Below are 25791 nucleotides of genomic sequence, written 5' to 3' on the forward strand. Positions count from 1 at the left end.
CTTTACTAAAAATCGTGATAAAAAAATTTTATTATACTTTAATTCTTCAAAACGAATGAGGTTTAAAAAAAGTCAAATAAAATTCTAGGGTAAACTACCTGTTTTTCACTAACTAATTTATTTAACGACAAAAACCTATTTGCACATAAATAATTGTGTGATAAACAGCTATAAAATATTGATACGTCAGTATTTGTACTTTCAAGTTCCAGCAAGATGAAATCATGCTTACTTATAGGTATCCTCATGTTTAGTGATGTAACTAAAGTTTGCTCTTTATAGTTTTAAATATAACGAATTAGTGATAATTAATCACGAATCCTAGTTTAAATATGTTTTTAGGAAATCAGCCTTAAACATCACCATACCAATAATATATCTTTAATGATATATTTTATTTTTTATTAAATGTCCAATCGTTTAAATAACGTTCAGTGCGTTTTAAGCAGTCTACCTTCATCCCTTAGTGTCTTGAAAATGATTTTCGATAAATTATACTTAAAAATTTATAATCGCCTAGAACGCAATTTAAGCAGCATAAAATTGATTTTGAATTTTTAGCAAAGAAATTACTAATGATTTTAATAGTCAATAAGATTTGAGAAGTATTACTCTGTGATTTGACCATCAGAATTCATTTTTACAATTTCAAGCATTTGTTGCTCATAGAATGGTGCGGTCGTTATTTTAATTTTTTTATCCGTTGATATTTTTAAAGATGAAATATAGTGAGGAGTCACTGCCACTTCAGCAGATGTTTCTGATAACGTAATTAATAATGATTGATTGTCGCCAAAAGTAGCATATTCCGAGACAATAGCAACTAAGCCATCTTTATTAGTTAGTATCGACAAATACTTAGGAGCTTCGATAATCCATCCAAATTGCATCTTGTGAGTATTCATTATATGTTCCAACTCTCTATTTATTTTTTGTTAATATAATAGTAACTTAAAAAAAGAAAAAGTGCGAGATAAGAAAGTATTTATAGTTTATCTCTAGAAACACTGATAAAAATGGTAGGATAATAAAAGTCAATAAAACTAAGGGGAAACTATCTGTTTTCACACATATCTTTTCGCAAAAGTTTATTTACGTTTGATAATAGTGTGGTAAAAATAATTATAAAACGTTGATACATCAGTATTTGTACTTTTCAGTTCCAGCAAGATGAAATCATACTTACTTATAGCTATCCTTATGTTTAGTGATGTAACTAAAGTTTGCTATTTATAGTTTTAAATATAACAAAATAGTGATAATTAATCATGGATTCTAGTTTGAATATATTTTGAGGAAATCAACCATAAACATCATCAAAATAAGAATATATCATAAAGTATATAATTTTTCTAAACTATTAGTATTGTATTAAAATAACTCGAAATTTATTTTAAAAAGGTCTGATATTGTTCCTTGGAGCCTGGGTAATCATTTCCGATAAATTATACATAAAAGATTAGAAACGCTTAGAACGCAATTTAAGCAGCACAGGATTGATTCTAATTATAGAGCAAATACTTCGGAGCTATTAAATATTAAAATTATTGTTATTCATGGTCAAATAGGTAACTATAATATTTTAGTTGTGCTAGATTCAGACTTTGAGAATTTACATATAGTCATTGATATATAAGTGTTCAATCAGTATTCATGTAAATTGTAAATGCAAAAAAACATTTCTCAGATGAAAGTTAGTGGTTAATTCCCCACAATTATTTATTCGTTTCATTTGAGAGAGGTTTTTTCAAAAATTCATTGTAATATCGTTGGTATTACAATAATCGTTTATTATTGTCAACAAGTAGAAAACCCTTGATTTTGTTGACTTTTTTATAGGTCATTTTTTTAGTGTGAAACTCCATATTTTTTGAGTTAGAAAAATAGGTGTTTAGAGATTGATGTCTAAATAATTTATTTGTTGTATAATTAATTTGTCGTCATGATTATAGAATTTTTGTATTTTCTTATTTAAAAAAATGAAAAGGAGCGTGACTTGATGGATTTTCTGTTTACCTTGTTTATTTTTATTTTTATAGCGATAATTTTATATCAAATTATGGAGTTCTTAAAGAATGAATCTACACCAGAAATTTCTGTTCCTGCGACATTAGTGGATAAAAGCATGAGAAGTAGCAGTAGTGTAGATGCAAATGGGATTTCTAATCAATCAATTACTTACTATCTTTTATTCGAACTTGAGAATGGAGAAAGAAAAGAATTTAGAGTTGGGCATGGAAAATACAAATTATATGTTATTGGAGATACTGGAATTTTGAGATATCAACGGAAAAGATTTAATTCTTTAGACAGGTAGAAGTTTTAATATTCTATTCTATATATATTAGTTTTAGAAGTTGAGGTTACAGTTTTGTATTTTTAGATAAAAACTTTGATATATCCATAATTGTCATATTTAAGAGCAGATGTTCTATTTTATTATAAAAATACGCTTAATAATGTGCGATAGAGAAACATTATCACTCTCCTATGATAAATTTATAGGAGGTTTTTCATATCGAGAATAAATGAATGAAAAAGCATGCATTTTTCTAAAGTCTAAATTGCAAGACGAATATATTAATATTCTGTTTAAGCGAAAAAGATGATTTAGTTGAAGAACTAAAAGATGAGTACAGATAGGAATAACTGAATGTAATATTTATACAAATGGCATAGAATTTAATGTTAGGGTATGATTCCCACATATTGATGAGAAGAGGTCAAATTTTAACGATTCTGAGAATAAAAACTCGTTAAAATTACTTATTGAATGCTTTTATAAACAAATAAAATAAGCATTAATTTAAGGTAGATTTTCTAAGTGTAATTTTTTTAACTATTAATTATAGCAAATCTTCTAACTTAATTTTTCTTACTTCTTTAGGTATAAAAATTCCCATGTTGTTACTTTGGAAACCAGCAATTATTTTCTTTTTATTAATTAAAATAGGATTTTTCAATAGTAATGGTTTCATAATTATCATATCAATCATCTGATTTGTGGAAAGTTCATCAATTAGATGGACGTTTCCATCAATTTCAATTTTTTTTAAGTTTCTTTTTAAGATATCTTCGAATCCATTATCTGATAGTTTAAGAAAATTAATAATTTCTATTCGTCTTAATGGTTCATATTTAGAAATTTTTCGTTCGTTATAGAAAATCTTATTTTCTATAAGCCAATTGACTACATCATCTCTTGCTTTACTTTGTCTGAAAGAATAAAGAATATTACCCATAGTTTATCTCCTGTTCAATTAGAAAGTTATTAAAAGAGATTATATCAGTTTTTTTAATTATTCGAATCTGTTTTGCTTACTATTTGTAAAAGAGGACGTAAACAGAAAAACGTCTTTCAAGACTAAGTTAGGATAGGGATTTCACACAAATTAATTAAATAATTTCAAATTCTGACTAGTTTAAGGAAAAAACTTACTAAATATCGATTAGCTAGAAACTAATGAATATAGAGAATAAAAGAAGACTGAAAAATGTCTTCTTTTTTATTTTCAAATAGAAATAAACTAAATTAGCAAATATTAGAGAATGTCACCTTAAATTCTTGGAAGGGGAAAAGTGATTTTACAAGAACTTTATATCATATCCTATTAGTATGGATACTATGGTTTCTCTCAATTGAACTAAAAATAGTATAAACTGGATAATTTTTTTAAAATATTAATGTTAATTTATTTCAGAACAAGTAATTTGAGCAAGCATATTCGGTGAGGAACGAACAAGAAAGTCTTTTTTTCGTGTTAGATGTTGACTTGATTTGGATAATTTTCTCTTTCTATTTGATTTATAATTATTTCTACAAATTGTTATTAATATGGAGTGGAAAATTAATGAAAATTAAAAAAAAAGACTTTGAAGAAATAATTGATTTAAGTGAGTTTTTAGAGTATTTTTTGAATTTGGTTGAAAATGGTGCATTGATAGATTCAGTTACTAATTCGGAAATTGATGAGCTAAGGTACTTATCAGAGAGTAGGATAAGGGAAGAAATACTTTTAAATTCACAGTATTCTTATTTTAAAAGGTATGTGAAAATCAACGAAAAATTTAAGCAAAATTATTTATTACTAGCAAAAGTATCTCTGAAGTTTCAACAGGTTGACCAATCTTCAATTCGATTTAAGTAGTTACGCTTTTTTCATTGACAAGATGCAATTGAAAGGAATTGATAGATTTGATAAGGATGTTTTTTACTTCTAGGCAAATTAAGAAGATGGAAGTCCTGAAAACAATTATTGAAAGTGAGGAGGTTTCATTATCAGAAATTTCGAATAAATATAATCTAAATAAAAGAATGATTAAGATACTCATTGAAGAACTTGAAAGTGAATGGAAAAATATTAATATAGAGAAGTTTCCAGTAATAATTGAAGAAAGACAAGTCAGAATTATTAGTCAAAATGACAGAGAGAGTTGTTTATCATTTATTTTTTCTCTAAACACTAAGTACTCTAGCGAAAGTCCGATATTTAAGGTTTTACGTTTTTTTTTGGAATATAGACATACGACTATAGCAACTATGGAAAATGACTTTAATTATAGTAGGTCTTATTGCTACAAATTGATAGATAAAGTGAACTTAACATTAGAAAAGATGGGAACATCTTTAAAAGTAATTAGGAATGAAAAAAATTTACTTTAATTGGAATTGAAAATGAAATTAGAGTAGTAAAATATTTGATTGACGTTTCTCCAGATAATCCGTATAAGATTACAAATACAAAAAATAGTTTTTCTAATCAAATAAAAACAAAAAAAGAAAATCTAATTGACCAAATTACAAAAAAATCACTTTCCAATAGAATGTTTTTGAAAGAGTTTAATGAAGATGTGATGATGTTGGCACCATGCTTTTATGAAGAATTTAGCTTTAATTTCTCACATAAGTATGGCTGTTACTTTTCAATAGAGGAGAAGAACAAACAATCAACAGAAAAGTTTTTTTATTATCTTTTAAGTCTTTATTTTAATCCAGAAATGCTTACACAAGAAATTCGTTTAAAAATAGGTGTGAACTTTATGGAGGTGGATAATTCATTAATACATAAGTCTAAAATAATTATCAATAAAGTAAAAGATAAATACTCACTCTCAGTAAATCAGTGTCAGGTTTTACTTTTTGAAATAGTTTTTTATTATCTTAGTTTTACTGTTTTATATGAATATAATTTTCATATTACCAGTGTAGAAAAGACTTACAAGAATTATGAAATTAAAGATATACAAACTTTAATATATAAGAACTTTAAAAAAATAGATAATATAGCTAATGTTAATATTTTGTCTGAATATATTTCAGAGATAATTTACTCATATATATTTGCACATAAGTTTACTCCGATAAAGATAGCGATTAATCCGTCTTATAAGATTAACCATATCACAATCTTTGAAAACGTTATTTCAGAGATTTACAGCCGAAAAGAACTTATAGTAGTTTCTGATATAGCTAACGCAGATATCGTTATTACAAATACAAATTTAGTTTTGAAAGAGTTTCAATCTTTTTATTATTTTGAAAATATATACGACCTTTCTACGTGGAAACATTTTAATAGATTCATTCAAAAAAAAATTACTGATAATAAAATAGTTGAGTGTTTAGAAAATTGAATGGGAGAATAAACCTCAAAATGAAAAGGAAAAAATATACAAAAGAAATGTGTATGCGTGCATGTATCAAAATTGCAAAAAGAAATGGTTCATTTGAAAGTGTTCGAGTGATTAATGTAAAAAAAGAATTAAAAAGTTCAGCACAACCTATATATTCGCATTTTACAAATTTTAGAACTCTGAAATATCAATCAAGTGAGTTGTTTGTAAGAGAAACTTTGCAAGATGTCCTAAATGAAAACAATTTAATGAATATTAGTTTTTTGAACAAGGATTTGATAAAACAGTATTCAAATCATCAAGATATTCAATTTATTGTATTTGATAATACATGTAAATCTATTTTTGTGAAAAATTATCTACTAAATGGATTAGAGTTTGATAAAGCAAAGCTAAATGATGAAACAATCAAATTAATCAATTTTTTTGGTGAATTAATAATACAGATTCAAAAAAACACAAAGGTATGAAATCACAAGCTCATACCTTTGCATTTATTATAAAACTACAAATATATAATTGAAGTAAAATTTAAGCATTACTATCATTTTTATTCTTAGCGAAAAAATCTTCAAGTTCATTTATTTTAAAACCAGTTAGAATTTTATCACTTGTCGTTAAAATAGGTGTTTTGAATATAGCAGGGTTGTTTATTATAATTGATACCAGTTCATTTGTAGTCAAATCTTCAATAGAGACATCTTTTTCGTTGATTTTGATATGTGTGATATTTCTTTTAATGATATCTTCGAAGCCATTTTGACTTATTGATAAGAGATTAAAAAGTTCTTTTGATTTCAAAGGACTGGCGGTAGAAATGCGTCGCTCAATGAATGGTATGTCGTGATTAGTAAGCCATTTAGAAACTTCAGTGCAAGATTTATTACCGGCAACTGAAAAGAGTATATTTTGCATAAGATAGTCTCCACATCTCAGATAGTTTTAGACATTAAATTAATTGAAGTTTTTGAAAACATGTTTAAGTGATTTTTTTATTTTAGTTGAATAGAAAAAGGAGGCATCTGAAGAACTAATATATGTATCTTGCAGTAAGCCAAAGTTGCTTAAAATGTTTAAGGGACTATTTCCTCTTATAAAATCTTGCTTAAATCCTCCTAAAGCGATGGTTTTCAAATCATTTTCTGAAGCTAATAATTTGTAAAATGTAGAGTAGCTTTTTAGATTTTTGTCAGTTGGGGACACTTTCTTTTTTTTGTAAGAAATTATATCAGAAAGCATGTTTTTCTTGCTAAAAATATGCTTTTGATTTCTATCAATTATTATTATAGATTTGAAGTGAAATCCTTTAGTAAAAGCTTCATAAAGATGACCGTATTCATGATAAAAGTAATTTTCACTTTCAACTGTAAATTCATCGATATTTCTATAAAAAAGTTGCTCTAATTGGTACATCATAAATAGTTGATTCATCTTTAATGGGGTATATCCTTTAGCTAAACTTTCCTCCAATATTTCACATATTGGTCTGGAATTTAAAGATGTAGATAAATAATTATTAAAAAATAGAATCATTCTTTCCAATTCTTTTGGTGTAAATCTTTTCATTTTTATGCTTATACCTTCCGTTTTTTTTCAGGATATCAGATTATGAAGTAATTAATTTATCTTAAATCTGCAGTTTTTCGATTTTTTAAGATAATAAAAATGAAATGTTTCTTTGTTTCTCTGTGATAATATTCAATTGAATAATGTGTTTAAATTATCGTGACATTTTAATAATAGAAAGAAATGATAATACTAATTGGAAGGTTTATATAAAAAATTCATTATGAAAACAAATAAATTGTGGAAATCATAGAATAGTATTATTAATACCTATTAATCATTTTAATTAGTAATAAAGTCAATAATGATGTTGGTTCTAGATTTGTATCCTACTAAAGGGGAGAGAAAACGTGAAAATTAAAAGAAAAGATTTTCATACTGTTATGAACTACAGTAAATATTTAGATTATTATTTATATATAATAAGTAATAAATCATACGAAAGAATTATTTCTCAGGAGGAAGTCAATGAACTGAAAAAACTTGTTGATATGAATGCTAGAGAAAAAATTTTAAAGAGAAGTAAAAAATCTTTATTTAAAACTCATGTAATAATACCTAGAGAGTATAAAGACGATTTTCTATTATTAAGCAAAATAGGGTTCTACCTAAAAGAGTTTCCTGAAAGCAATTTTATTGATTTTCAATAATGAATAGGTTAACACTCAAAATTGTGGAAAAAATACTGCTTACTTTTAAAAATTCGATTTTTTTATAGGACAATATATTCTCAATAAATTTTCTATACTTACTATGAATGTTAGATAGTCAAAATTAAAGAACTGAAATTACCTAAAATGTAGAGTGTCGATGCATCATAGATTAAACATGTTATTTATAGTAAATGTAAGATGGAAATTGGTCTAATATTTCTTTTTTACAAAATGATGAACAATCATAATAAAATTTATGTTCTTCAAATTATAGGATAAGATACTGTGGTTTTTATGAGACTATATTAATTGACGTAGTTTAAGAAAATCTATATAATTACAAATCGTAATAATTACTGTTTGAGGAGGGTTATATGGTTTACGATTGCATAATTATTGGGGGAGGTCCTGCAGGACTAAATGCTGCGTTGGTCTTAGGACGTGCGAAATTGAATGTGTTGCTTGTGGACAATGAAAATCCAAGGAATAAGGTTACGGGTCACTCTCATGGATTTATTACAAATGACCATCTGTCTCCAAAGGAAATAAGAGAAAAAGGATTCAAGGACTTGCTCAGATATCCTAATATAAGTAAAGTCACTGATAGGGTTATGGAAATAATACCAGATGAAAATTTTCTGGTGATTACTGAAAAGAACCAGTATGAAGCAAATCGTATATTAATAGCATCTGGAATGAATGAAAAGATTCCAGATGTTGATGGATTAATGAAGTTATATGGTAAACGATTTTTCAATTGCCCATTCTGTGACGGATGGGAAATGAAAGATAAAAAACTAGCTATCATTGTTGAAAACGAGGATGTGATTTTACATTTTGTTATGATGATTTCGCATTGGAGTGATTCTATACATCTATTTACTAATGGATTAATACTAGATGATTCAATAAAGTATAAGCTTGATAGAAATAATATACCTTACAATGAGCAACCTATTTTAAAAGTAGATAGTACAAATGAGATGATTAAAATTTGTTTATCTAATAATGAGGAAGTTATAGTTGATGGAGGATTTGTTGCTCCTGTTTTAAAACCAAATTTACAATTTGCTAATCAATTAAATATAGACATAAACGAACGTGGCAGAATTCAAGTTGATGATTTTGGAAAAACTTCTCATCCTAAAGTGTATGCTGCTGGAGATAACATATCAAACTTTGGTGAACAATTAGTTTTCTCAGCTAGTTCTGGAAGTAAAGTTGCTACCGGTATTGTAAAAGAAATTGCTCTTGATAAGTTTGTTTAAAACATAGTTTCTGCAAGCCAATCATAAAAAAGTGTGAACGAATCTTGGTTCACACTTTTTGGCTTCTGATAAATATGGAGAAGTTATTAAAATTTAAGTGTAAAAATTTCAATTAATGATTACATTATATTAAACCCAGATTGAATATTTTGATATTTTTACTTCATTAAATTAAAAAACATAATTAATGGTACTATATTTGAAATTGTTTTCTTTTACATATTTAGTCATACATAAGATAATGAATGTAATATTATTATTGATAAAGGTGGTTAAGATAAAAATGTTTTTAGTTGAATATGAAAAAAGATTTGAAAAAATTGTTAGTAAATACCTTTTAAATGATGAGATGAAATATTTTACAGGTTTACCAATAGAAAGTACAAAAATTTCAGAAGTTAACTCAAAATACCATTCAATATTATGTTTTTCCAGTACTAAATTAGTAACGTTTTTCGCATTGGATGAAGGAAACGATAAATTTAACTATACTAGTGAAAAAGATTCTTTATTGCTTAGGTCTTTCTCAACAGATTTTAGGTATTTACGAAATGGATATGGGAAAGAAGCACTTAGATTATTACCTGATTTTGTGAATGATAATTATCCTTTTATAAAAGAGATTGTTTTAGCGGTGAATAGTAAAAATAAACCAGCATATTCATTATATGTGCATTCAAATTTTATCGACAATAATACTAGAGTAGATGGTAAAAAGGGTGAATTAATTGTTTTAAGTTATAAGATGTAGTCAATATCTAACATAGTACATACCGAGGTGAAGACTTTGAATCGGAATGATTTTAAAGAAGTTTATAAAGACAATTTGGTATTGTATGGATTTGCAGTTAAGCATTTACTTGAGGAAGATGAAGAATACCAAATTTCCTCAAATTTAATGGATATAACACAAAGAAACTCAGCAGAGAGTGATAGTGTTTACTTAATAAGAATTTATGATGATTTTTCAGGAACCCAAGAAATTGTTACATTTGCTGGCTCTGAAAAAATATTTAAAAATAAAAAATTTTCATTAAAATCAATTACTATTCCTAGAGCTAAGTATTTTATGTTTGAGTATTCTGATAATTTCGAAAATTCAAAGGAAATGTATATTAAATGTTATGATTTTCTTGAAATAAATAATATTTCTTTAGAATCGAATTTTGAATTTGAAAAAATATATTTCAATTCAGGCAAGAAAGAAATATATTTTCCAATTGGTAAAGTGAATGTTGCTGGAGTTAAATCAATAGATATCACTACTTTTTTAAAGAATAGTAAGTTTTGAAATTTTGATAAGTTATATATCTTTTTACTATGACTTTCCTATAAGGATATTGAAATCATTAAGATACGGAAAATACAGTTAAAATACGTTAAATGATATTTTAATCTGTTTAAATATAAAGATTTGAATTTTATAATAATACCAAGGTTTAACAATTGAATGTATTCTTAATTTTAACTTGGTATAAGAAAGCCGTCATAATATAATGAAAATGTAGGTTTTTCAATTTAAGGTGTGATGCTGATGAAAAAGAATAATTCTCGAAAGGAGAAGAACGTAACTAAGCAACAAAAGAAAATACAAGATGCATTTAAATATAAGCGTGAAGTAGAGATTATTCCAGCAAAAGTTTCTGATTTATCGATACAGAAGAAAAGAGTTGCTGCTTATTGTCGAGTAAGTACTTATGCCGAAGCTCAATCTGGTAGTTTTGAATTGCAAATTCAATCGTATAAAGAAAAGATATTGTTAAATCCAGAATGGGAATTTGTCGGTATTTATGCTGATAGAGGAGCTTCTGGAACCACTATCAAGAAAAGAGAACATTTCAACCGTATGCTAAATGATTGTCGATTGAACAAGATTGATTTGATTATTGTGAAAAGTATTAGTCGATTCTCAAGAAATGTATTAGATTTTATATCAATTTACAGAGAAATGAAAGCGTTACCTAATCCTGTGGGAGTGTTTATTGAGGATTTGAATATCAATACTTTAGACACTACAAGCGAAACATCGTTATTGATGTTGAGTGTAGTAGCACAAGCAGAAAGTGAGCAAAAAAGTGAAGCTGTTACATGGTCTATTATTGAACGTTTCAAAAAAGGATTACCTATCATTCCTACTCATAACTTCCTAGGATTTACTAAGGATAGATTTGGAAAGGTTGTTATTGAAGAATCAGAAGCTGAAATAGTTCGGTTCATCTATAAAAATTTTCTTGAAGGAGTTCGGGCTGTTGATATAGCAAGTCTTTTAAATGAAGCGAATATACCAACTGCATCAGGCAATCAATGGAAATCTTCATCGATTTATCGTGTATTAAGAAATGAGAAGTATTTTGGCTTAGTTATCATGCAAAAGACTTATACCGTAGATTGCTTTTCACACAAGAAAAAAATAAATAGTGGTGAGAAACCTCAGTATTTATTGAGAAATGGATTGCCTGCTATTGTGTCCGAAGAAGATTGGAACTTGGTTCAAGAATTATTGTTAAATCCAAGAAAAGGAATCAAAAAGAAAGCTGTTAAAAATATTGAAAAACCTAGAACTTTTTTTTCTACTATTAAATCAGGTGTATTCAAGGGATTTATTGTTATTGATGCTAAATGGTCAAAAGAAGATGTTGCTGAAGTATTGTCGAAAGGAGAACACCAATAATGAGTAAATTAAATTTTGACGATTATAATTTTGAAGTAATTAGTGTAGAAACGACAGGTAGTTATTTATTGACGCTCAATAAAAATTCGTTGACGTTTGATAAATCAATTGCAGAAGCATTAGGTTATACAAGTCATGTAAAACCACTTTTAGATAGAGAAAATAAAGTGTTTGCTATTCAGGCTTGTAAAGCAAATTCTTTAAAATCAGTTTCGTTTTCAAAGCCTGCAAGCCAACAAAAAGGAAGTATCAAGATGCAGTATGGTGCTATTAGGAATATTCTTAGGTCACTAATGGGAGATGAATGGAAAGAAGAGATGAGGTATCAATTCAAAGGAGATTTAATAGCAGACAAAAAAGCTATGATATTTGAGCTAGAAAAATTTGAAGAATTATTGCCGTTCATCCCCAGAAATACAAAGTAAGTGTAAATTGGTTAAGTAGGATTTAATATGTTTTCAAGATAATAATGATAATTTAAATTTAAAAAATTTAAGGGAGAACGAAGTGGTTAATAGTTTTGTTAAACAAGAACATTATATACCTCAATTTGTATTGAAATACTTTGAAAATAATCAAGGGAATGTTTCGTTTGTTAACGTAGAAGTTTCACCAATTAAAATGCTAAGGGGAAGCGTTCCTAAAATTATGCAGGAGAGAGATTTTTACGAAATAAAAAATGAAGAAGGAGATTATGTATTTAGAAACTATGTTGAGAAAAGATATTCTGACTCAGAAAGCTATATAAGTCCTTTTTACAATAAATTTTTGGAAATGAGTAAAGAAGGAAATTTTGATATTATTTTTAAAGAAATAGTTGAAAGTGAAGAATGGGCAGAAATAGAATCGTCTTTACTAATGTATCTGATGCTGTTACTTGTTAGAGGTAAAGGAATAAAAAAGATATCTTATTCTAAATCTGATTTACCTAAAAAACATAAGGATATTCTTCATTTGTTACTTACTACAAATAACTTTGTAACTGCAGAATTTGCAAAAAAAATCTATTATGGGGAAGAGCTTGAGGAAATACTACAATTTATAAAAGAAAATGGTAATAATATGTGGGATACATTAAAAAAACACATCATGGAGAATTATCAGATTAGAGTTTTTAAGGTAAATGAAACTAACAGGCTCTTTTTATCTGATAATCCGGTAATCATTCAAAAATTTGAAGGAGAAGATTATATTTTGCCTCTATCTCAAGAATTATGTATTATATTAGTTCCTTTAAATGTAGTAGAAGATTCATGGAAAATCGATACAAAGATTTTTGGTTTAGATAATAAAGCTGTTAATAAGATAAATGCTCAATCTATTAAAAATACTCATAAATTAATAATTATTTCAGGTGAAAATGATTTGGAATTTGTAAAAGAGCATATTTCGTGTTCTTAGATAAGAATAATCAAATAACATTTTTTAGGAGGATATCTTGTTGTCTTGGAAATTAGTACAGAAGGAATCTTCAGGTATATTATTTCAAGGATTAAATACTCTAGCTGATTCAAATATTCTTCATCAACCCAATGAAATTACTGATATGGTTGGGAATTATCTGATTTTAGATAGTTGTAAACCTATTTATATCGGGCAAACAACCAATATTTCTAAAAGATTGGGACAACATATTAAAAGTGAAAGATTTAAAAATAGGAATTTATCCTTTAAACAATTAAATACGTTTTTTGGAAGAAAAGAAATTGAGGAATTTGGATGTTATTATTTTGGAAATTTAGAAAATAAATTTCATCAACATAGAATTTTTTGCAATCATCATATGAAATCGACACATTGGCAATTAGTTCAAGATAATTGCAATTCCCTTTTAAATGAGGCGTGTAATTATTTTGAGAAGGAACAAGTGGTAGAATGGAAAAAAGCAGTTCCCTCGAACAGACCAGGAGTTTATCAAGTATATAAAGACGATAAAATTATATATGTAGGAGAGGGGATAAATCTGAGTGGTAGGTATGGGATGCATAGTTCAAGTACTCGAATGTCAGTTTTACGTAGAAAAATAGCGACTACAAAGCTAGGTTTTTCGCTAAAAACAAAAAAGCAAATAGGTTATCAATTAAGTAAGGATAAAAAATATAGCTATTTATCAGCAACGGAGGACGTTGAAGTAAGTAATTTCTTGTCAGATTGCAGAATAAAGTTTTTTGAAGTTGATATAGGACGTATAGAACTTGAAAAATTCTTAATTGATACTAACATGCCAGAGTTAAATACACGAATAGGTATTAATTTTTGATTTATAGTTTTATGGAAAGAAGTATTCTAAAAAACAGACTGGAGTAAGTAAATATGGACATCCAGAAAGCTTTACTAAACTTTATTACAGATGGAGTAGTTACTTGTAATCATCTTGCCAATTTTTACGATACTTTTCATGAAGATAAAGAATTTACAGATGCGGTCAAAGTTCTAAGTAGAAGTATTGTAATAGATATGGGGCAATTAAAAGAAGAATTATACGCTTCTGAAGATGCCAATATACTAGGTGCAAAGGAATATATGCAAAAATACTATCCTTCAGCAATTTCATTGATAGATTTAATTCCTAAGGACAAGAGAAGGTTCGTTTATTAAAATATGATTCGTCAATTTCAAAACCTGCATCTTTGTTATAAAAAATGAAAAATTAACGATGATTTTGAGCTGTATTTAAGGGTGTATTTCTGAAAATATTTGCACTTTTGAATTGCTTGTTTTTTTGAGAAAATTTAATTGGACTACAGACAAGATGCGTAAAAAAATCCTCATTAAGTATGTAGTCCAAGCTGTTTTAAGGGACAGTTTAACCATTTTTTGAGGTATAATGAATCTACAAAAGTTAATAAAAAGAACAGAATATTGGCTTCTAAGATGTGCTGGAATCGAAGAAACACTATCGCTTTAACGCAGGAAAAAGCGATAGAAATGCTGATATAACAGCACTTGACCTTAACAACAATGGGCTGTCCCTTAGCCGACGTATTGACTGAATCGATACACGAAGCATTAAGCGATATTCCAGAAGTCAAAAATCCAGAAGTAAAACTAGTCTGGTATCCCGCATGGACGACTGATAAAATGAGTCGTTATGCACGGATTGCTTTGGGGATTCGTTAAGGATTTTCAATCATACAATGGTGTTTCATATTTGTTAACTAGTTGGAATAAGCTGTTTTCTTAGGTGGTGGACAGTTGGCAAAATGAGGATATAAACACAGAACTCTTTTATTAACTTTGAAAAAGTTGGTAGAAGAGTTTTTTTATAGAATACTTTCTTAAATAAACAGTTACTTGGTGAAAAAGTTATGCTTTTTTACTAAAAGCATTAAAGAAAATCATATATTTTTAACCTGAAAGTTCAAAGTATTTTCCATTCATATGACAACTCAAAGTGAGTTAGTATTTAACTTTGCCGAAATAGTAATACTTTCTATAAACCTTCGATCATTTTGACAAAAAGAGAGCACAGATTAAATTCTTATTCATCCACATTGATAACCTTAAGGTGCATCCCAGAAAACATGTCTAAATAAACGTTACTGAATTTAGTCAGAGGCTTTGGGATACGATGAATTTTCCTTAAGGAGTCAATGTAGAATGAAGAAGGATGATTCTAGGAATGCTTTTTCAAAGGTCATGTGATTTTATCCTATCAACTGACTCTTGGTTAACAAATATACAAATGTGTTCTATGCAACCATACATATAGGAAAACGATAGCCAAACTACAGTTTCGGTCAATCATTTAGCAAGTAACATATTTTTATTAGAGGTTCGAGATTAATTAATTGAATTAATGTATAATTATATTTAAGTTGTAAAAATGATTTGCTTGATTTCCTTGATCATAAAAAACAAAAAGGAGTGTATTTTGTGGATTTTCTGTTTACTTTATTTGCTTTTATTTTCGTCGCAGTTATCTTATATCATATTGTCGAATTCTTAAAGGATCAATCTACGCCAGAAGTGGCAGTACTTGCCACGCTAGTAGACAAACGAATGACTAGTAGCACGAATATTGCTGCAAACGGCTTTACGAATCAATCCATTACCTATTATCTTTTATTTGAAATCGCAAGTGGCGAAAGATTAGAATTTAAAGTAGGGTATGGAAAATACAAATTATACGTCATCGGAGATACTGGAGTGTTGAGGTATCAAAGAAAAAGGTTTAATTCACTTGATAGGTAAAAAATTTGTATGTATATAGTATGTGTTTATTCGTTTTCAATTTAAAAAAAAGTTGAAAAGTCAATTAAAAAACTCCTATTCAAGTGTCTTATCATTTGAAATGATTTGAATTGTACGCTTTCGATGGAAAACGCAAGTATCATCGAGTAACACTTGAGAATTTCTCCTTACTGAGGTCGCATATTGAAACCAAGACCGAGGAAAGTTTCCTACGAGGATCGGCTCAATTTAGTTCATTCATCCGTTCGAATGGAAGAAGTGATGAGCTACCTATAGTTTTAAATACTCATAAATAGAATAGTTTGCTTCACCAAAACCTCTTGGCTCATTGTTAAGAGGCTTTTTTGTTTTTACCTGGCTTCAAAATAGTTCCAAGAAGGAAAAATCGTTCTTGGTTTTTCACAAACATTTTCTCATTCAAGTAACAAATATAGAACTTGAAATGCAAAAAGTGTTACTTGTGAGGTACATCCGACGCACCTTACAATGAACATGTAAAACAAGAAAGAATGAATGGAGTTGAACATTTGTGAAAAAAATGAAGGCTGCGTTGATGTATGGACCAGGAGATATTCGCTATGAACAAGTAGAGCGACCCTGCTGTCCAGAGGGAGGTTTTCTATTGAAGGTTAAGGCAGTTGGTCTGTGCGGCTCTGATATTCGCAATTTGCTGACCGATTCAAAAGCGGGGCGCTACCCTCATATTTATGGACACGAAATCGTTGGTGAGATCGTCGAAATTGATGAAAATGTGACGAAGTATCAAAGAGGGCAGATGGTTTATGTATACCCTATGGCTCATTGCCTACGTTGCGAAAATTGTCGTAATGGGAAGCACGAATGTTGTACGGAAGCTGAAAGTTATACCGATCTTCAAGGCGGTTTTGCAGAGTATATAGCATATAGTGCAACAAGAGTAGAACGAGGAGCGATTTTTGAAGTGCCAGAAGGACGAGAGCCTATCGCGGCAACATTAGCTGAACCCTTATCCTCCACTTATGCATGCATGGAGAATATTCAGGTTTCGTTAGGCGATTCGGTCGTCATTATTGGTGCAGGTCCAATTGGGGTCTTTTTAGCGATTCTAGCAAGGATTCGCGGAGCAAGCAAGGTAATCGTGATTGATAAAAATGCTGACAGACTAGCTCTTATGGAAGCGTTTAATGTAGATCATAGGATCGATTCTTCCAAAGAAGATCCTGTAGAAAAGGTGAAAGAGTATACGAATGGACATGGCGCACATAAAGTGATTTCAGCTAATCCATCAATAGAAGCACAGCAACAAAGTATTTTTATGGCTAGAAAATGTGGAATTGTCGTCTTTTTTGGTGGTGTAGCAAAGAATCAATTAACGCCTATAGATACGAATGCAGTTCATTATAACAATCTCTGGATTTATGGTCATTATGGTGCAAATAGTATTCAAGTCGAAAAATCTTTCCATTTATCCTTATCTGATCAGTTTCCAGCTGAAAAAATTATTTCTCATGTTTTGCCTTTAGCTGACATCAATCAGGCCATCGAATTGACGAGAGAAGGGAAGGCGTTAAAAGTCGTTTTACTACCAGAAGAAGAGTATAAAATTCATTCTTTATTGAAATCTCAAAAATAGAGTAAGGAAAGGAGGAGAGAGAAAATGAATAAAAAAATTGAGATCTATATTGCTTGTGGTAGTGGGATCGCCACGTCCACGGTTGTTCAAGAGAAAGTCAAACAAATCTTAGCTCAGAGCAACATTCAGGCTTCCATCGCCAAAGGGAATATTAATCAAATTCCCTCAAAAGCAGAAACAGTGGATTTAATCTTGGTGACTACTCGATATGTCAAGCCAGTAAAAGTACCGATTCTTCCTGTTTTCAGTTTGATATCGGGAATCAACGAAGAGCAGACCGCGCAGAAAATCGTTGAAGAGTGCCATCGAATTATAAAAGGGGGATAAAAATGGAAGCTGTATTATCAGTTATTCAAAACATCATGGATATGGGGGCATCGGTTATGCTACCCGTTGTCATTTTTATTTTAAGCTGTGTCTTTAGGATGAAAATTGGCAAAGCACTTAAAACTGGGCTTTTAGTCGGCATCGGCTTTCAAGGGTTGGGGCTTGTTGTAGGACTCCTGGGTACTTCCTTGCAACCAGCCATCGATTATTATCAGGAAATGGGATCAGGATATACCACGATGGATGTTGGCTGGGCTGCTGTGGGAGCGGCTTCGTGGTCAGTACCTTTTGCAGCGATTGCTATTTTGATGATCGTGGGATTAAATGTATTGTTTATTCTTTTGAAATGGACAACGGTCATGAATGTCGACATTTGGAACTATATTCATTTTTTGATTCCTGGAGCATTAGCGTATGCCTTGTTTGATAGTTTTTGGCTAGGTTTGACTGTTACGGTTGGCTTATCAATTGTCACTTTATTCGTGGCTCAGTGGTTTGCTCCAAGATGGGAGGCGTATTACGGAATGGAAGGCACGACTTGTACGACATTTTCATTTATTACTTTCGCTTATCCTTTTGGACTATTAGTAAATAAATTGATTGATCTGATTCCTGGTCTTAACAAAATCGATATCAGTTTGGAAAAAGTCGAAAGTAAAATTGGTTTTTTTGGAGATCCAGCAGTTATCGGTTTGTTGGTCGGAACTTTTCTAGGCGTATTGACACGCCAAGAATTTACGGTAGCGATTTCTATGGGGGTTGGAGTTTCAGCAGTACTAGTACTGATACCCAAAATGGTTTCTGTTATGATGGAAGGCTTGACTGCGATCGGGGAAGCTGCCAAAGAATTTATGAAGAAACATATTGGCGAAGGGAAAAAATTATATATCGGCATGGACATTGCTCTTGGTCTTGGAGATCCGACAGCGATCACAACGACAGTGATTCTGATTCCGATAGCAATATTCTTAGCATTTATTATCCCTGGTATGCATTATTTTCCAGTTGGTGTTTTAACAGTAATCGTATATATGATTCCACTACTAGCAGTAGCATCAAATGGCAATCTTTTTCGAACGCTTGTCACTGGCTTTTTCTTCTTAGTTATCGTTCTAATTGGAACAAACACCTTTGCACCTGAAGCAACCGAAATGATGAATGCGACCGGTGTACCTGTGGAAGGGGTTGTGACAGATAGTTTCTGGGGCTACAATTTAGCAAATATTATAATCAGCTTATTTCATCGAATCGTTGGGTAATTGACCAAATGAATAAACGAATTGTTGATAAAATAAATGGCTTAGTGGGAGAGAAATAGTGTATGAAATTTAAAGCAATCGAATTGAATGAGCGCTCCAATATAGAAGTGATTAAACAATGCGGACTTGAACTGCTTAACGAAGGGCTCGTCGGGAATAGTTTTATCGAGTCTTGTATCGAACGCGAACATCATTTTCCTACTGGTCTGCCAGTTGACCCGCCAGTTGCGATTCCGCATACCTTTGATCTCTCTGTGAAAGAATCTTCTGTCTGTTACGCAAGACTAAAAAAGCCTGTGACTTTTAAACAGATGGATACGCAAGTAGATGACTTAGCAGTCGAACATGTATTTTGCATGGCACTAAAAGATGAGCATACCTATATTGAATTTCTTCAAAAATTGATTTTAAGCATCCAATCTCGAAATTTTATTGTTCAATTAAGCAAGTGTGAACCTGAAAAACTTGTTGATTTTCTAAGAGAGAATTTGTCTATTCATTAAGGAGGAGTGCTGTGAGGAAAATTACTGCTGAAATCATCTATCTCCTACTATATAACAAAATAACGAAAATTAGATTGGAGCAACTTTATAAAAACTTGAATCTCTCGCCAAAGAAATTCACGAGTGAAATCAAAGTCTTGAACTCGTTTCTAAATACTCACGATATGCCGCAAGTGAAAATTGAAAGCGGATACTTACAGGTTCCTGATGAACTTGATTTGTCAGAAGCTTATCAGCTTGTTTTAGAATTGTCCCCTTACGACTATTCCTTGAATCCTGATGAAAGACGCACATTACTTCTGATCAATTTATTGATAACAGAAGATGTTCTTACGATGGATCATTTTGCTGATTTGTTTTACGTCAGTCGATTAACAATCATCCGCGATATCAATACGTTGAAAAAGCAAGAAGTGATCATGAGTAAATATATCGAAACGCTTAGGGGCGAAGGGGTTATCCTTAAGATGAATCAATCGGAGAAAAGAGAGTATTTGTTTACATTGTTTTTAGAAAATATAGACGCAAAAGGATACATCAATTATGTCGGGATGCAAATCCTTCGGTCATTTGACGGGTCAATGGAGTGTTTAGACTTTCTGGGATTCATTTTTAACGAGTTAAAGTATGCAGAAAAGTATCAGCAGTTTGATCTTTTCGTCTATATTTTTATCGTTATCAATATGCCCCGCAAAGAACAAGGTGAATCTCCCAAATTTGTCGTTATGTCGGAAAACCTGAGCATACTCATCGATCAAATTGAAAAAAGATTTGATCGAACGATCTCTTTCGAAGACAAACAGGCAATAGCAGAATTTTGTCATTTGAAAAAGCGAAAAAATGTGAAGGATGCTGAATTGTATAATTTGGTCATCTATTTTCTGAATAAAATTGATGAAGATTTAGGGACGACTCTAAAGTACGAATTTGACTTAATTTCTGATCTATACAATCACTTACAAATTATTGAAGAAGAGAACATTATTTTGGATATTGAAAATATCGGTCTTTTGCGGCATCAGTTTATGGATATTATCGTAGCTGTAAGGGCTAATAGTGGTGTCATTGAAAACTACCTGTCCCGATCCTTCAATGAATCATTTATTACTACGATCGCTATTCATATCGCAACTGCCTTAACCCGACAAGAATATAAGATGAGCAAAATCGATATCTGGATCGTGTGTGAAAATTTATCGATAGCGAAAATGATTGCTATGAAAATAAGTCGATACAAGCAGTTCAAAATTATGAATGTGCTAACACTTGCTACTTATCGTAAGATGTGCTTCCGTCAAAAAGCCAATCGTTTAATCTTAACTGCTGATCCTTTGCCTTTTTTGGAAGAGGATGTTTTAAGGATAACACCTTTTGTGACTCAAGAAGATATCCAAAAAATAGTAAAGACGGTTGACCGTTTGTTTACGATTAATGAAGAAGAGACTGAAGAAAAATTTGATCAATTTGTCCAACAACCACAAAGAAAATTGCATGATTACTTGTTAAATTCGCATGTTATCAGAATCGACCAAAAATGTTCTTGGGAGCATTCTTTACGCTTAGCAGGGAAAGTGTTGACACAAAACGAGTGTATTGAGCAGAGCTATGTAGAAGAAGTCGTTGAAAATGTGAAACAAAATGGACCTTATATCGTAATAAGTGAAGGTGTTGCTTTAGCTCATGCGAACAATCGGGGAAATGTCCACCGTAGCACGATTAGCCTCTTGACGAATAAACAAAAAATCTCTTACGGATCTGAGGATTATTTTCAAGTGACTTTTGTTTTCTTCGTTGCTCTTGTAAGAAGTGAAGAATATTTAGAAATTGTTGAAGATATTATGTTTCTTGGGAAATATGGATTGATTGAAAAATATTTACGTTTTAGACAGGAGGAACCCGATGGATTATTTAGAAGAAAGGAAATTCATATGTAAGATTGCCAAATCTTTATTTGACAGGAAGCTAACGGATGCTGCTGGTGGCAATATTTCTATAAAAGTTTCAGAAGATCATCTCTTGATGACACCTACTTTGGCATCTGTTCAGTATCTGTGGGAATTAGAGGCAGCGCAAATTCTTTTGGTAGATAAGAAACTATCCCTCATCGAAGGTACTGGTCACTTGACCAGGGAAATCAATATGCATATGAGTTTTTATCACTCAGATCCACGGATCAAAGCAGTGATTCATGCTCATCCATTAAATTTGATGGTTTACAGTTGTATAGGGACTGACATGCCCATCGTCTGTGAAAACCTTCGTTTCGGACCGGCTACGATCCGTTGTTTGGATTATGCACCTGCAACAACTGAAAAGTTAGCACACTTGGTTGGTGACTACTCTCAAAACATGGTGACAAATGAAGCAAAACTACCTTATGGAATGTTATTGCGAGAACATGGGGTAATTGTTGGAGCCACTAATTTGGCTTTTGCAAATGATTATCTGGAAAGACTAGAAACAAATGCTTATGTGCATTTACATTCGCAAGCGCTTCTCCAGCAGGGCTATGAATATTATACTGACAAAACAAACGTTACCTATGAATCCCATGAATGAAGATTGGAGGAGAGTAGATGAGGGCTGGTTTCTTAATTGGACTGAATGAATTTGAGATTCGAGAAATGGATGTCCCACAATGCCATCAGAATGAAGTGATTGTAAAAGTTGAAGCTTCAGGAATCTGTGGATCAGATATCCACAAAATGAGTAAAGGCTGGAAATATCAGTTACCCATGATCATGGGGCACGAGATGGCTGGGACTATTGTAAAAGTTGGTCGTTCTGTTCATCATTTAAAAAAAGACGATCGGGTCGCTGTTGTCCCGTTTATTCCTTGTCGTAACTGTGCATACTGTGCTATCGGGAAGTATCAATTATGTACGGACTATATCATGATGGGATCACAACGGTTTGGGGGATTTGCAGAGTACGTATCCGTGCCAGCGAGCAATATCGTGAAAATAGGGACTAAGTTGTCGTTTGAAGAAGCGGCCATGATTGAGCCTCTTGCTGTCTCAGCGCATGGTGTTTATGGAATCGAACCTAAAGTGGGCGATGTCGTTGCAGTTTTTGGGTTAGGAACGATTGGATTGCTGACGATCCAATGGTTAAAAATTGCGGGTGTGAAAACGATCATTGGCATTGATATTCAATCAGAGAAACTGGAACAAGCAATAGATTTAGGTGTCACCGATACGATTAATCCTAGTCTTCAAGATCTTGAAACTGAGATCTCCCGAATGACGGATGGTTTAGGCGTGGATATTGCAATGGAATGTGCAGGTACTAAAATAACCGAAGAACAATGTCTCTTAGTGACAAAAAAAGGCGGGAAAATTGGATTTCAAGGGATCGCTTATTCTGATGTTTTGATTAGACAACGAGCATTTGAAAAAATCTTTCGCAGTGAATTAACCATTAAGGGTTTTTGGAATAGTTATTCTGCACCTTTCCCAGGTAAAGAATGGTTTGATTCAATCACCTTTTTAGAAAGCGGACGCTTGAGTGTCAGTCATATGATTTCCCATCGCTTTCCATTAGAGGATCTTCAAAGAGCATTTGATTTAGCGGTAAATAGAAGTGAAAGCTTTAATAAAATCATGATCATGCTCTAAAAAAACATTTGAGTACAATATAAACAGATTGTTTTCAAAACCATATTTATTCAGTAAGTTTTAACAAGCTGTATGGATATGGTTTTTTTGATTTGCTACTCTGATTACAGAGGTTGCTCCTTCTAAAACCTGTCCCACTCAAAGACATCGTTGCATTTTCAGAAATGAAACGGTAAACTAGTTGAAAAGATTGGAGGAATGAATCAATGTTAGCTACGAATTTTGGGAAATTTACATATAAAAATCCGTTTATGAATGCCTCAGGAGTCCATTGTATGACGATCGAGGAATTAGATGAATTAGCAGCGTCAGCAGCTGGGGCATTTGTCACGAAGAGTGCAACACTAGAAGCGCGTGCCGGAAATCCAGAACCACGTTATACCGATTTACCGTTAGGAAGCATCAATTCGATGGGATTACCAAATCTAGGGGTGGACTACTACTTAGACTATGCCATCAAAAAACAGCAGGAAATGACCCAGCAAGCGCCCTTCTTTTTCTCTGTCGCTGGTATGAGCGTGGCTGAAAACATTGAGTTGTTGAAGAAAATCCAAGAAAGTGATTTTGACGGAATCACAGAGTTAAATCTTTCTTGTCCAAACGTGCCAGGAAAACCCCAAGTTGCCTATGATTTTCCTTTGACCGATCAAATTCTGGAAACAGTCTTTGGTTTTTTCACAAAACCTTTAGGTGTCAAATTGCCGCCATACTTTGATTTGGCTCACTTTGATGAGATGGCTAAGATATTAAACAAGTATCCGTTAACCTACATCAATTCAATCAACAGTATTGGGAATGCTTTATTCATCGATCCTGCTACTGACTCGGTAGTCATCAAACCAAAAGATGGGTTTGGTGGTCTAGGAGGAGAATATGTGAAACCGACGGCATTAGCCAATGTGCGGGCTTTCTATACACGCCTCAAGCCAGAAATCAAAATTATTGGTACTGGTGGGATTCGTAATGGTCAAGATGCGTATGAGCATTTATTGTGTGGCGCCTCTATGTTGCAGATCGGCACAGAGTTGCAAAAAGAAGGGCCGGCGATTTTTGAACGATTGACGAAAGAATTAGCAGCGATCATGAAAGAAAAAGGCTATCAATCAATCAGTGAGTTTCATGGGAAATTAAAAACGATTGATTAAGAACGATTTTGAATGCTTTACTGTTCGCTTCTTTTTATAGAAGAAAGGAGTTTTTAATGGAGAAGTTTCGTAAAACAACGGAGGAAGATCTGGTTGAGTTGATGGTGCTTTTTGAAGAAGGCATTGCTTTCTTAAAAGCACAAGGATCTCCGCAATGGCAAGATGGGTACGGTCCTAAAGAAAATCAAATCAAAGCAGATATTGCCAACGGTGAAAGCTATGTGTTGGTGAAAGATGGAAAAATCGCAGCGTCTGCCGCGTTGGTTTCTGGTGATGATCCTGTCTACAATGCAATTACCGGCGCAGGGTGGGAAGGAAACGGTCCATATCTATCCATCCATCGCGTCGTTGTCAGTTCTCATTTTAAAGGGCAAAAGTTAAGCGCCAAATTGCTGCAAGCTCTTGAAGTGGTTGCATTAGAGCAAGGAATCGTTGATTTACGTATAGATACGTATAAAGCCAATATTGGTATGCAAAAGAATATCCAAGCAGCTGGCTATCAATACAAAGGAGAGGTAACATTCCCTTTTCCGAACGGAGAGCGATTGGCTTTTCAAAAACGTTTGACCGCAAGCTAAACATTCTATTCCGTGAGTGTCACTTGGCAGAATTAATGGAATAGTTGTGTCAAAGTGAATTTTTGGTATGAAAATGCGGATAATGGTTGTCAGAATCCTTTCGGCTTGCTAAGATAAGCACGTAAAGGACGGTGCCAAATGAAGAAAAGAATCAAAAAGAAAAAAGCTTATAAAAAATATATCCATGATATTTTTGCGGGTTATGAAGAAATGCTTGAGAATCCAGCGATCAATGAGAAGAAGTTTTCTTATCTGAAAGAAGAAACAACCTTAAAACGAGACGATCAAAATCAGATCCGTTTTCGTACGATCGATATTGATTAAACTACCTATTTTGGGTAGTTTTTTTGTTTATCTCGACTTAGTTGAAAATATTTCAGAAAAAAGCTTGCTCTTTCATTCTTAGAATGATAAAGTATTCAACGTTGGCAATTGAGCCAGCGGGTCAAAAAAGCTTTTGAAAAAACTTCAAAAAAGACTTGACCAAAAATGAAACAGATGATATTATAACGAAGTCGCAATTTTAAAATAGTTAATCGAGGTTGATACACCAACAAAATTAATTGAAAAAAGTTGTTGACAAATAACAAATCATTTGTTATTCTAATAAAGTCGCTGAGACAGCCGCTACGAAGTTGAAAAACAACGAGCGAAAAAAACTTTTAAAAAAAGAGTTGACAATCAAACGTCGCTCTGATATGATATAAAAGTTGCTAACACAGCACGGTAGACCTTTGAAAACTGAACAAAGCAAGCAAACGAAC

General features: G+C 31.5%; 29 protein-coding genes and 1 pseudogene. 26 read left to right on the plus strand and 4 right to left on the minus strand.

What is annotated here, in order from left to right; genetic code table 11:
- Window positions 1-608: 608 nt before the first annotated feature.
- On the minus strand, window positions 609-905 hold the full coding sequence (locus tag FJU10_RS17925) for a hypothetical protein (RefSeq protein WP_140966599.1): 297 nt from the start codon (window positions 903-905) through the stop codon (window positions 609-611).
- A 1094-nt stretch (window positions 906-1999) separates the two neighbouring features.
- On the opposite strand from FJU10_RS17925, the gene FJU10_RS17930 reads away from it, so the two are divergent.
- Entirely contained in the window at window positions 2000-2317 is a 318-nt protein-coding gene (locus tag FJU10_RS17930; RefSeq protein WP_140966600.1) for a DUF2500 domain-containing protein, read from the plus strand.
- A gap of 529 nt (window positions 2318-2846) precedes the next feature.
- On the opposite strand, the gene FJU10_RS17935 is transcribed toward FJU10_RS17930, so the two are convergent.
- The gene (locus FJU10_RS17935) at window positions 2847-3242 is read right to left on the minus strand and encodes an ArsC/Spx/MgsR family protein (RefSeq protein WP_140966601.1); all 396 of its coding nucleotides are present in this window, start codon (window positions 3240-3242) and stop codon (window positions 2847-2849) included.
- Between the two features lie 609 nt (window positions 3243-3851).
- Between FJU10_RS17935 and FJU10_RS17940 the strand changes: the two genes are divergently transcribed.
- The 4 genes from FJU10_RS17940 to FJU10_RS17955 all read left to right on the plus strand — a co-directional run bounded on the left by FJU10_RS17940 (window position 3852) and on the right by FJU10_RS17955 (window position 6104).
- Window positions 3852-4148, plus strand: a complete 297-nt coding sequence (locus FJU10_RS17940; protein ID WP_140966602.1) for a hypothetical protein — start codon at window positions 3852-3854, stop codon at window positions 4146-4148.
- 86 nt (window positions 4149-4234) lie between these two features.
- Window positions 4235-4663 (plus strand): helix-turn-helix domain-containing protein, encoded by a 429-nt coding sequence (locus FJU10_RS17945; protein WP_189372394.1) that lies wholly within the window; start codon window positions 4235-4237, stop codon window positions 4661-4663.
- Window positions 4664-4698: 35 nt separating this feature from the next.
- Complete coding sequence (locus FJU10_RS17950) at window positions 4699-5634, plus strand: hypothetical protein (protein WP_140966604.1); 936 nt, start codon at window positions 4699-4701, stop codon at window positions 5632-5634.
- Window positions 5635-5654: 20 nt separating this feature from the next.
- The gene (locus FJU10_RS17955) at window positions 5655-6104 is read left to right on the plus strand and encodes a hypothetical protein (protein WP_140966605.1); all 450 of its coding nucleotides are present in this window, start codon (window positions 5655-5657) and stop codon (window positions 6102-6104) included.
- 61 nt (window positions 6105-6165) lie between these two features.
- Here FJU10_RS17955 and FJU10_RS17960 read toward each other — a convergent pair whose 3' ends face one another.
- Both FJU10_RS17960 and FJU10_RS17965 read right to left on the minus strand, forming a co-directional pair.
- Window positions 6166-6549, minus strand: coding sequence for an ArsC/Spx/MgsR family protein (locus FJU10_RS17960; protein ID WP_140966606.1), 384 nt, complete (start codon window positions 6547-6549; stop codon window positions 6166-6168).
- A gap of 39 nt (window positions 6550-6588) precedes the next feature.
- Window positions 6589-7200 (minus strand): hypothetical protein, encoded by a 612-nt coding sequence (locus tag FJU10_RS17965; protein WP_140966607.1) that lies wholly within the window; start codon window positions 7198-7200, stop codon window positions 6589-6591.
- A 350-nt stretch (window positions 7201-7550) separates the two neighbouring features.
- Between FJU10_RS17965 and FJU10_RS17970 the strand changes: the two genes are divergently transcribed.
- The 21 genes and pseudogenes from FJU10_RS17970 (at window position 7551) to FJU10_RS18070 (ending at window position 25351) form a co-directional block, all read left to right on the plus strand.
- Complete coding sequence (locus tag FJU10_RS17970; protein ID WP_140966608.1) at window positions 7551-7850, plus strand: hypothetical protein; 300 nt, start codon at window positions 7551-7553, stop codon at window positions 7848-7850.
- Between the two features lie 377 nt (window positions 7851-8227).
- Window positions 8228-9121, plus strand: a complete 894-nt coding sequence (locus tag FJU10_RS17975) for an NAD(P)/FAD-dependent oxidoreductase (protein WP_140966609.1) — start codon at window positions 8228-8230, stop codon at window positions 9119-9121.
- Between the two features lie 283 nt (window positions 9122-9404).
- The gene (locus FJU10_RS17980) at window positions 9405-9872 is read left to right on the plus strand and encodes an N-acetyltransferase (protein ID WP_140966610.1); all 468 of its coding nucleotides are present in this window, start codon (window positions 9405-9407) and stop codon (window positions 9870-9872) included.
- Window positions 9873-9908: 36 nt separating this feature from the next.
- Window positions 9909-10412, plus strand: a complete 504-nt coding sequence (locus FJU10_RS17985) for a hypothetical protein (RefSeq protein ID WP_140966611.1) — start codon at window positions 9909-9911, stop codon at window positions 10410-10412.
- A gap of 243 nt (window positions 10413-10655) precedes the next feature.
- On the plus strand, window positions 10656-11792 hold the full coding sequence (locus FJU10_RS17990) for a recombinase family protein (protein WP_223273136.1): 1137 nt from the start codon (window positions 10656-10658) through the stop codon (window positions 11790-11792).
- Entirely contained in the window at window positions 11792-12217 is a 426-nt protein-coding gene (locus FJU10_RS17995; protein WP_140966613.1) for a hypothetical protein, read from the plus strand. The genes FJU10_RS17990 and FJU10_RS17995 overlap by 1 nt, the downstream gene beginning before the upstream one ends.
- 82 nt (window positions 12218-12299) lie before the next feature.
- Window positions 12300-13193 (plus strand): DUF4238 domain-containing protein, encoded by an 894-nt coding sequence (locus FJU10_RS18000; protein ID WP_140966614.1) that lies wholly within the window; start codon window positions 12300-12302, stop codon window positions 13191-13193.
- Window positions 13194-13233: 40 nt separating this feature from the next.
- Window positions 13234-14052 (plus strand): GIY-YIG nuclease family protein, encoded by an 819-nt coding sequence (locus FJU10_RS18005; protein ID WP_140966615.1) that lies wholly within the window; start codon window positions 13234-13236, stop codon window positions 14050-14052.
- A 53-nt stretch (window positions 14053-14105) separates the two neighbouring features.
- Window positions 14106-14390 carry a hypothetical protein gene (locus FJU10_RS18010; RefSeq protein WP_140966616.1) on the plus strand — a complete coding sequence of 95 codons (285 nt, stop codon included), beginning with the start codon at window positions 14106-14108 and terminating at the stop codon, window positions 14388-14390.
- Between the two features lie 348 nt (window positions 14391-14738).
- Window positions 14739-14912 (plus strand): annotated as a pseudogene (locus FJU10_RS18015) (iron-sulfur cluster assembly protein); the annotation flags it as partial.
- Between the two features lie 756 nt (window positions 14913-15668).
- Window positions 15669-15986: a DUF2500 domain-containing protein gene (locus FJU10_RS18020; protein ID WP_015509816.1), complete on the plus strand. Its 318-nt coding sequence runs from the start codon at window positions 15669-15671 to the stop codon at window positions 15984-15986.
- 538 nt (window positions 15987-16524) lie between these two features.
- On the plus strand, window positions 16525-17598 hold the full coding sequence (locus FJU10_RS18025; protein WP_223273137.1) for an alcohol dehydrogenase catalytic domain-containing protein: 1074 nt from the start codon (window positions 16525-16527) through the stop codon (window positions 17596-17598).
- 24 nt (window positions 17599-17622) lie between these two features.
- A complete protein-coding gene (locus tag FJU10_RS18030) occupies window positions 17623-17925 on the plus strand; it encodes a PTS sugar transporter subunit IIB (protein WP_140966618.1) in 303 nt (100 codons plus the stop codon).
- Between the two features lie 2 nt (window positions 17926-17927).
- Window positions 17928-19184 (plus strand): PTS transporter subunit IIC, encoded by a 1257-nt coding sequence (locus tag FJU10_RS18035; protein ID WP_140966619.1) that lies wholly within the window; start codon window positions 17928-17930, stop codon window positions 19182-19184.
- Between the two features lie 62 nt (window positions 19185-19246).
- Window positions 19247-19687 (plus strand): PTS sugar transporter subunit IIA, encoded by a 441-nt coding sequence (locus FJU10_RS18040; protein ID WP_008381342.1) that lies wholly within the window; start codon window positions 19247-19249, stop codon window positions 19685-19687.
- An 11-nt stretch (window positions 19688-19698) separates the two neighbouring features.
- A complete protein-coding gene (locus tag FJU10_RS18045) occupies window positions 19699-21621 on the plus strand; it encodes a BglG family transcription antiterminator (RefSeq protein ID WP_140966620.1) in 1923 nt (640 codons plus the stop codon).
- Entirely contained in the window at window positions 21587-22246 is a 660-nt protein-coding gene (locus FJU10_RS18050) for a class II aldolase/adducin family protein (protein ID WP_140966621.1), read from the plus strand. Before FJU10_RS18045 ends, FJU10_RS18050 begins: the two co-directional genes overlap by 35 nt.
- Window positions 22247-22263: 17 nt before the next feature.
- Entirely contained in the window at window positions 22264-23304 is a 1041-nt protein-coding gene (locus FJU10_RS18055; protein ID WP_086292452.1) for a galactitol-1-phosphate 5-dehydrogenase, read from the plus strand.
- A 206-nt stretch (window positions 23305-23510) separates the two neighbouring features.
- Window positions 23511-24449 (plus strand): dihydroorotate oxidase, encoded by a 939-nt coding sequence (locus FJU10_RS18060; protein WP_086292451.1) that lies wholly within the window; start codon window positions 23511-23513, stop codon window positions 24447-24449.
- A 56-nt stretch (window positions 24450-24505) separates the two neighbouring features.
- Window positions 24506-25027: a GNAT family N-acetyltransferase gene (locus FJU10_RS18065; RefSeq protein WP_077453722.1), complete on the plus strand. Its 522-nt coding sequence runs from the start codon at window positions 24506-24508 to the stop codon at window positions 25025-25027.
- Window positions 25028-25165: 138 nt separating this feature from the next.
- Window positions 25166-25351 (plus strand): hypothetical protein, encoded by a 186-nt coding sequence (locus tag FJU10_RS18070; RefSeq protein ID WP_005236216.1) that lies wholly within the window; start codon window positions 25166-25168, stop codon window positions 25349-25351.
- The last annotated feature ends 440 nt before the right edge of the window (window positions 25352-25791 follow it).

It is taken from the genome of Enterococcus sp. OL5 (assembly GCF_006491895.1).
Lineage (GTDB): Bacteria > Bacillota > Bacilli > Lactobacillales > Enterococcaceae > Enterococcus_D > Enterococcus_D innesii.

Coding starts and splice junctions, on each gene's coding strand:
- FJU10_RS17925 (WP_140966599.1), bottom strand. CDS start 905: ATGAATACTCACAAGATGCAATTTGGATGGATTATCGAAGCTCCTAAG.
- FJU10_RS17930 (WP_140966600.1), top strand. CDS start 2,000: ATGGATTTTCTGTTTACCTTGTTTATTTTTATTTTTATAGCGATAATT.
- FJU10_RS17935 (WP_140966601.1), bottom strand. CDS start 3,242: ATGGGTAATATTCTTTATTCTTTCAGACAAAGTAAAGCAAGAGATGAT.
- FJU10_RS17940 (WP_140966602.1), top strand. CDS start 3,852: ATGAAAATTAAAAAAAAAGACTTTGAAGAAATAATTGATTTAAGTGAG.
- FJU10_RS17945 (WP_189372394.1), top strand. CDS start 4,235: ATGGAAGTCCTGAAAACAATTATTGAAAGTGAGGAGGTTTCATTATCA.
- FJU10_RS17955 (WP_140966605.1), top strand. CDS start 5,655: ATGAAAAGGAAAAAATATACAAAAGAAATGTGTATGCGTGCATGTATC.
- FJU10_RS17960 (WP_140966606.1), bottom strand. CDS start 6,549: ATGCAAAATATACTCTTTTCAGTTGCCGGTAATAAATCTTGCACTGAA.
- FJU10_RS17965 (WP_140966607.1), bottom strand. CDS start 7,200: ATGAAAAGATTTACACCAAAAGAATTGGAAAGAATGATTCTATTTTTT.
- FJU10_RS17975 (WP_140966609.1), top strand. CDS start 8,228: ATGGTTTACGATTGCATAATTATTGGGGGAGGTCCTGCAGGACTAAAT.
- FJU10_RS17980 (WP_140966610.1), top strand. CDS start 9,405: ATGTTTTTAGTTGAATATGAAAAAAGATTTGAAAAAATTGTTAGTAAA.
- FJU10_RS17990 (WP_223273136.1), top strand. CDS start 10,656: ATGAAAAAGAATAATTCTCGAAAGGAGAAGAACGTAACTAAGCAACAA.
- FJU10_RS17995 (WP_140966613.1), top strand. CDS start 11,792: ATGAGTAAATTAAATTTTGACGATTATAATTTTGAAGTAATTAGTGTA.
- FJU10_RS18010 (WP_140966616.1), top strand. CDS start 14,106: ATGGACATCCAGAAAGCTTTACTAAACTTTATTACAGATGGAGTAGTT.
- FJU10_RS18025 (WP_223273137.1), top strand. CDS start 16,525: ATGAAGGCTGCGTTGATGTATGGACCAGGAGATATTCGCTATGAACAA.
- FJU10_RS18030 (WP_140966618.1), top strand. CDS start 17,623: ATGAATAAAAAAATTGAGATCTATATTGCTTGTGGTAGTGGGATCGCC.
- FJU10_RS18035 (WP_140966619.1), top strand. CDS start 17,928: ATGGAAGCTGTATTATCAGTTATTCAAAACATCATGGATATGGGGGCA.
- FJU10_RS18040 (WP_008381342.1), top strand. CDS start 19,247: ATGAAATTTAAAGCAATCGAATTGAATGAGCGCTCCAATATAGAAGTG.
- FJU10_RS18050 (WP_140966621.1), top strand. CDS start 21,587: ATGGATTATTTAGAAGAAAGGAAATTCATATGTAAGATTGCCAAATCT.
- FJU10_RS18055 (WP_086292452.1), top strand. CDS start 22,264: ATGAGGGCTGGTTTCTTAATTGGACTGAATGAATTTGAGATTCGAGAA.
- FJU10_RS18060 (WP_086292451.1), top strand. CDS start 23,511: ATGTTAGCTACGAATTTTGGGAAATTTACATATAAAAATCCGTTTATG.
- FJU10_RS18065 (WP_077453722.1), top strand. CDS start 24,506: ATGGAGAAGTTTCGTAAAACAACGGAGGAAGATCTGGTTGAGTTGATG.
- FJU10_RS18070 (WP_005236216.1), top strand. CDS start 25,166: ATGAAGAAAAGAATCAAAAAGAAAAAAGCTTATAAAAAATATATCCAT.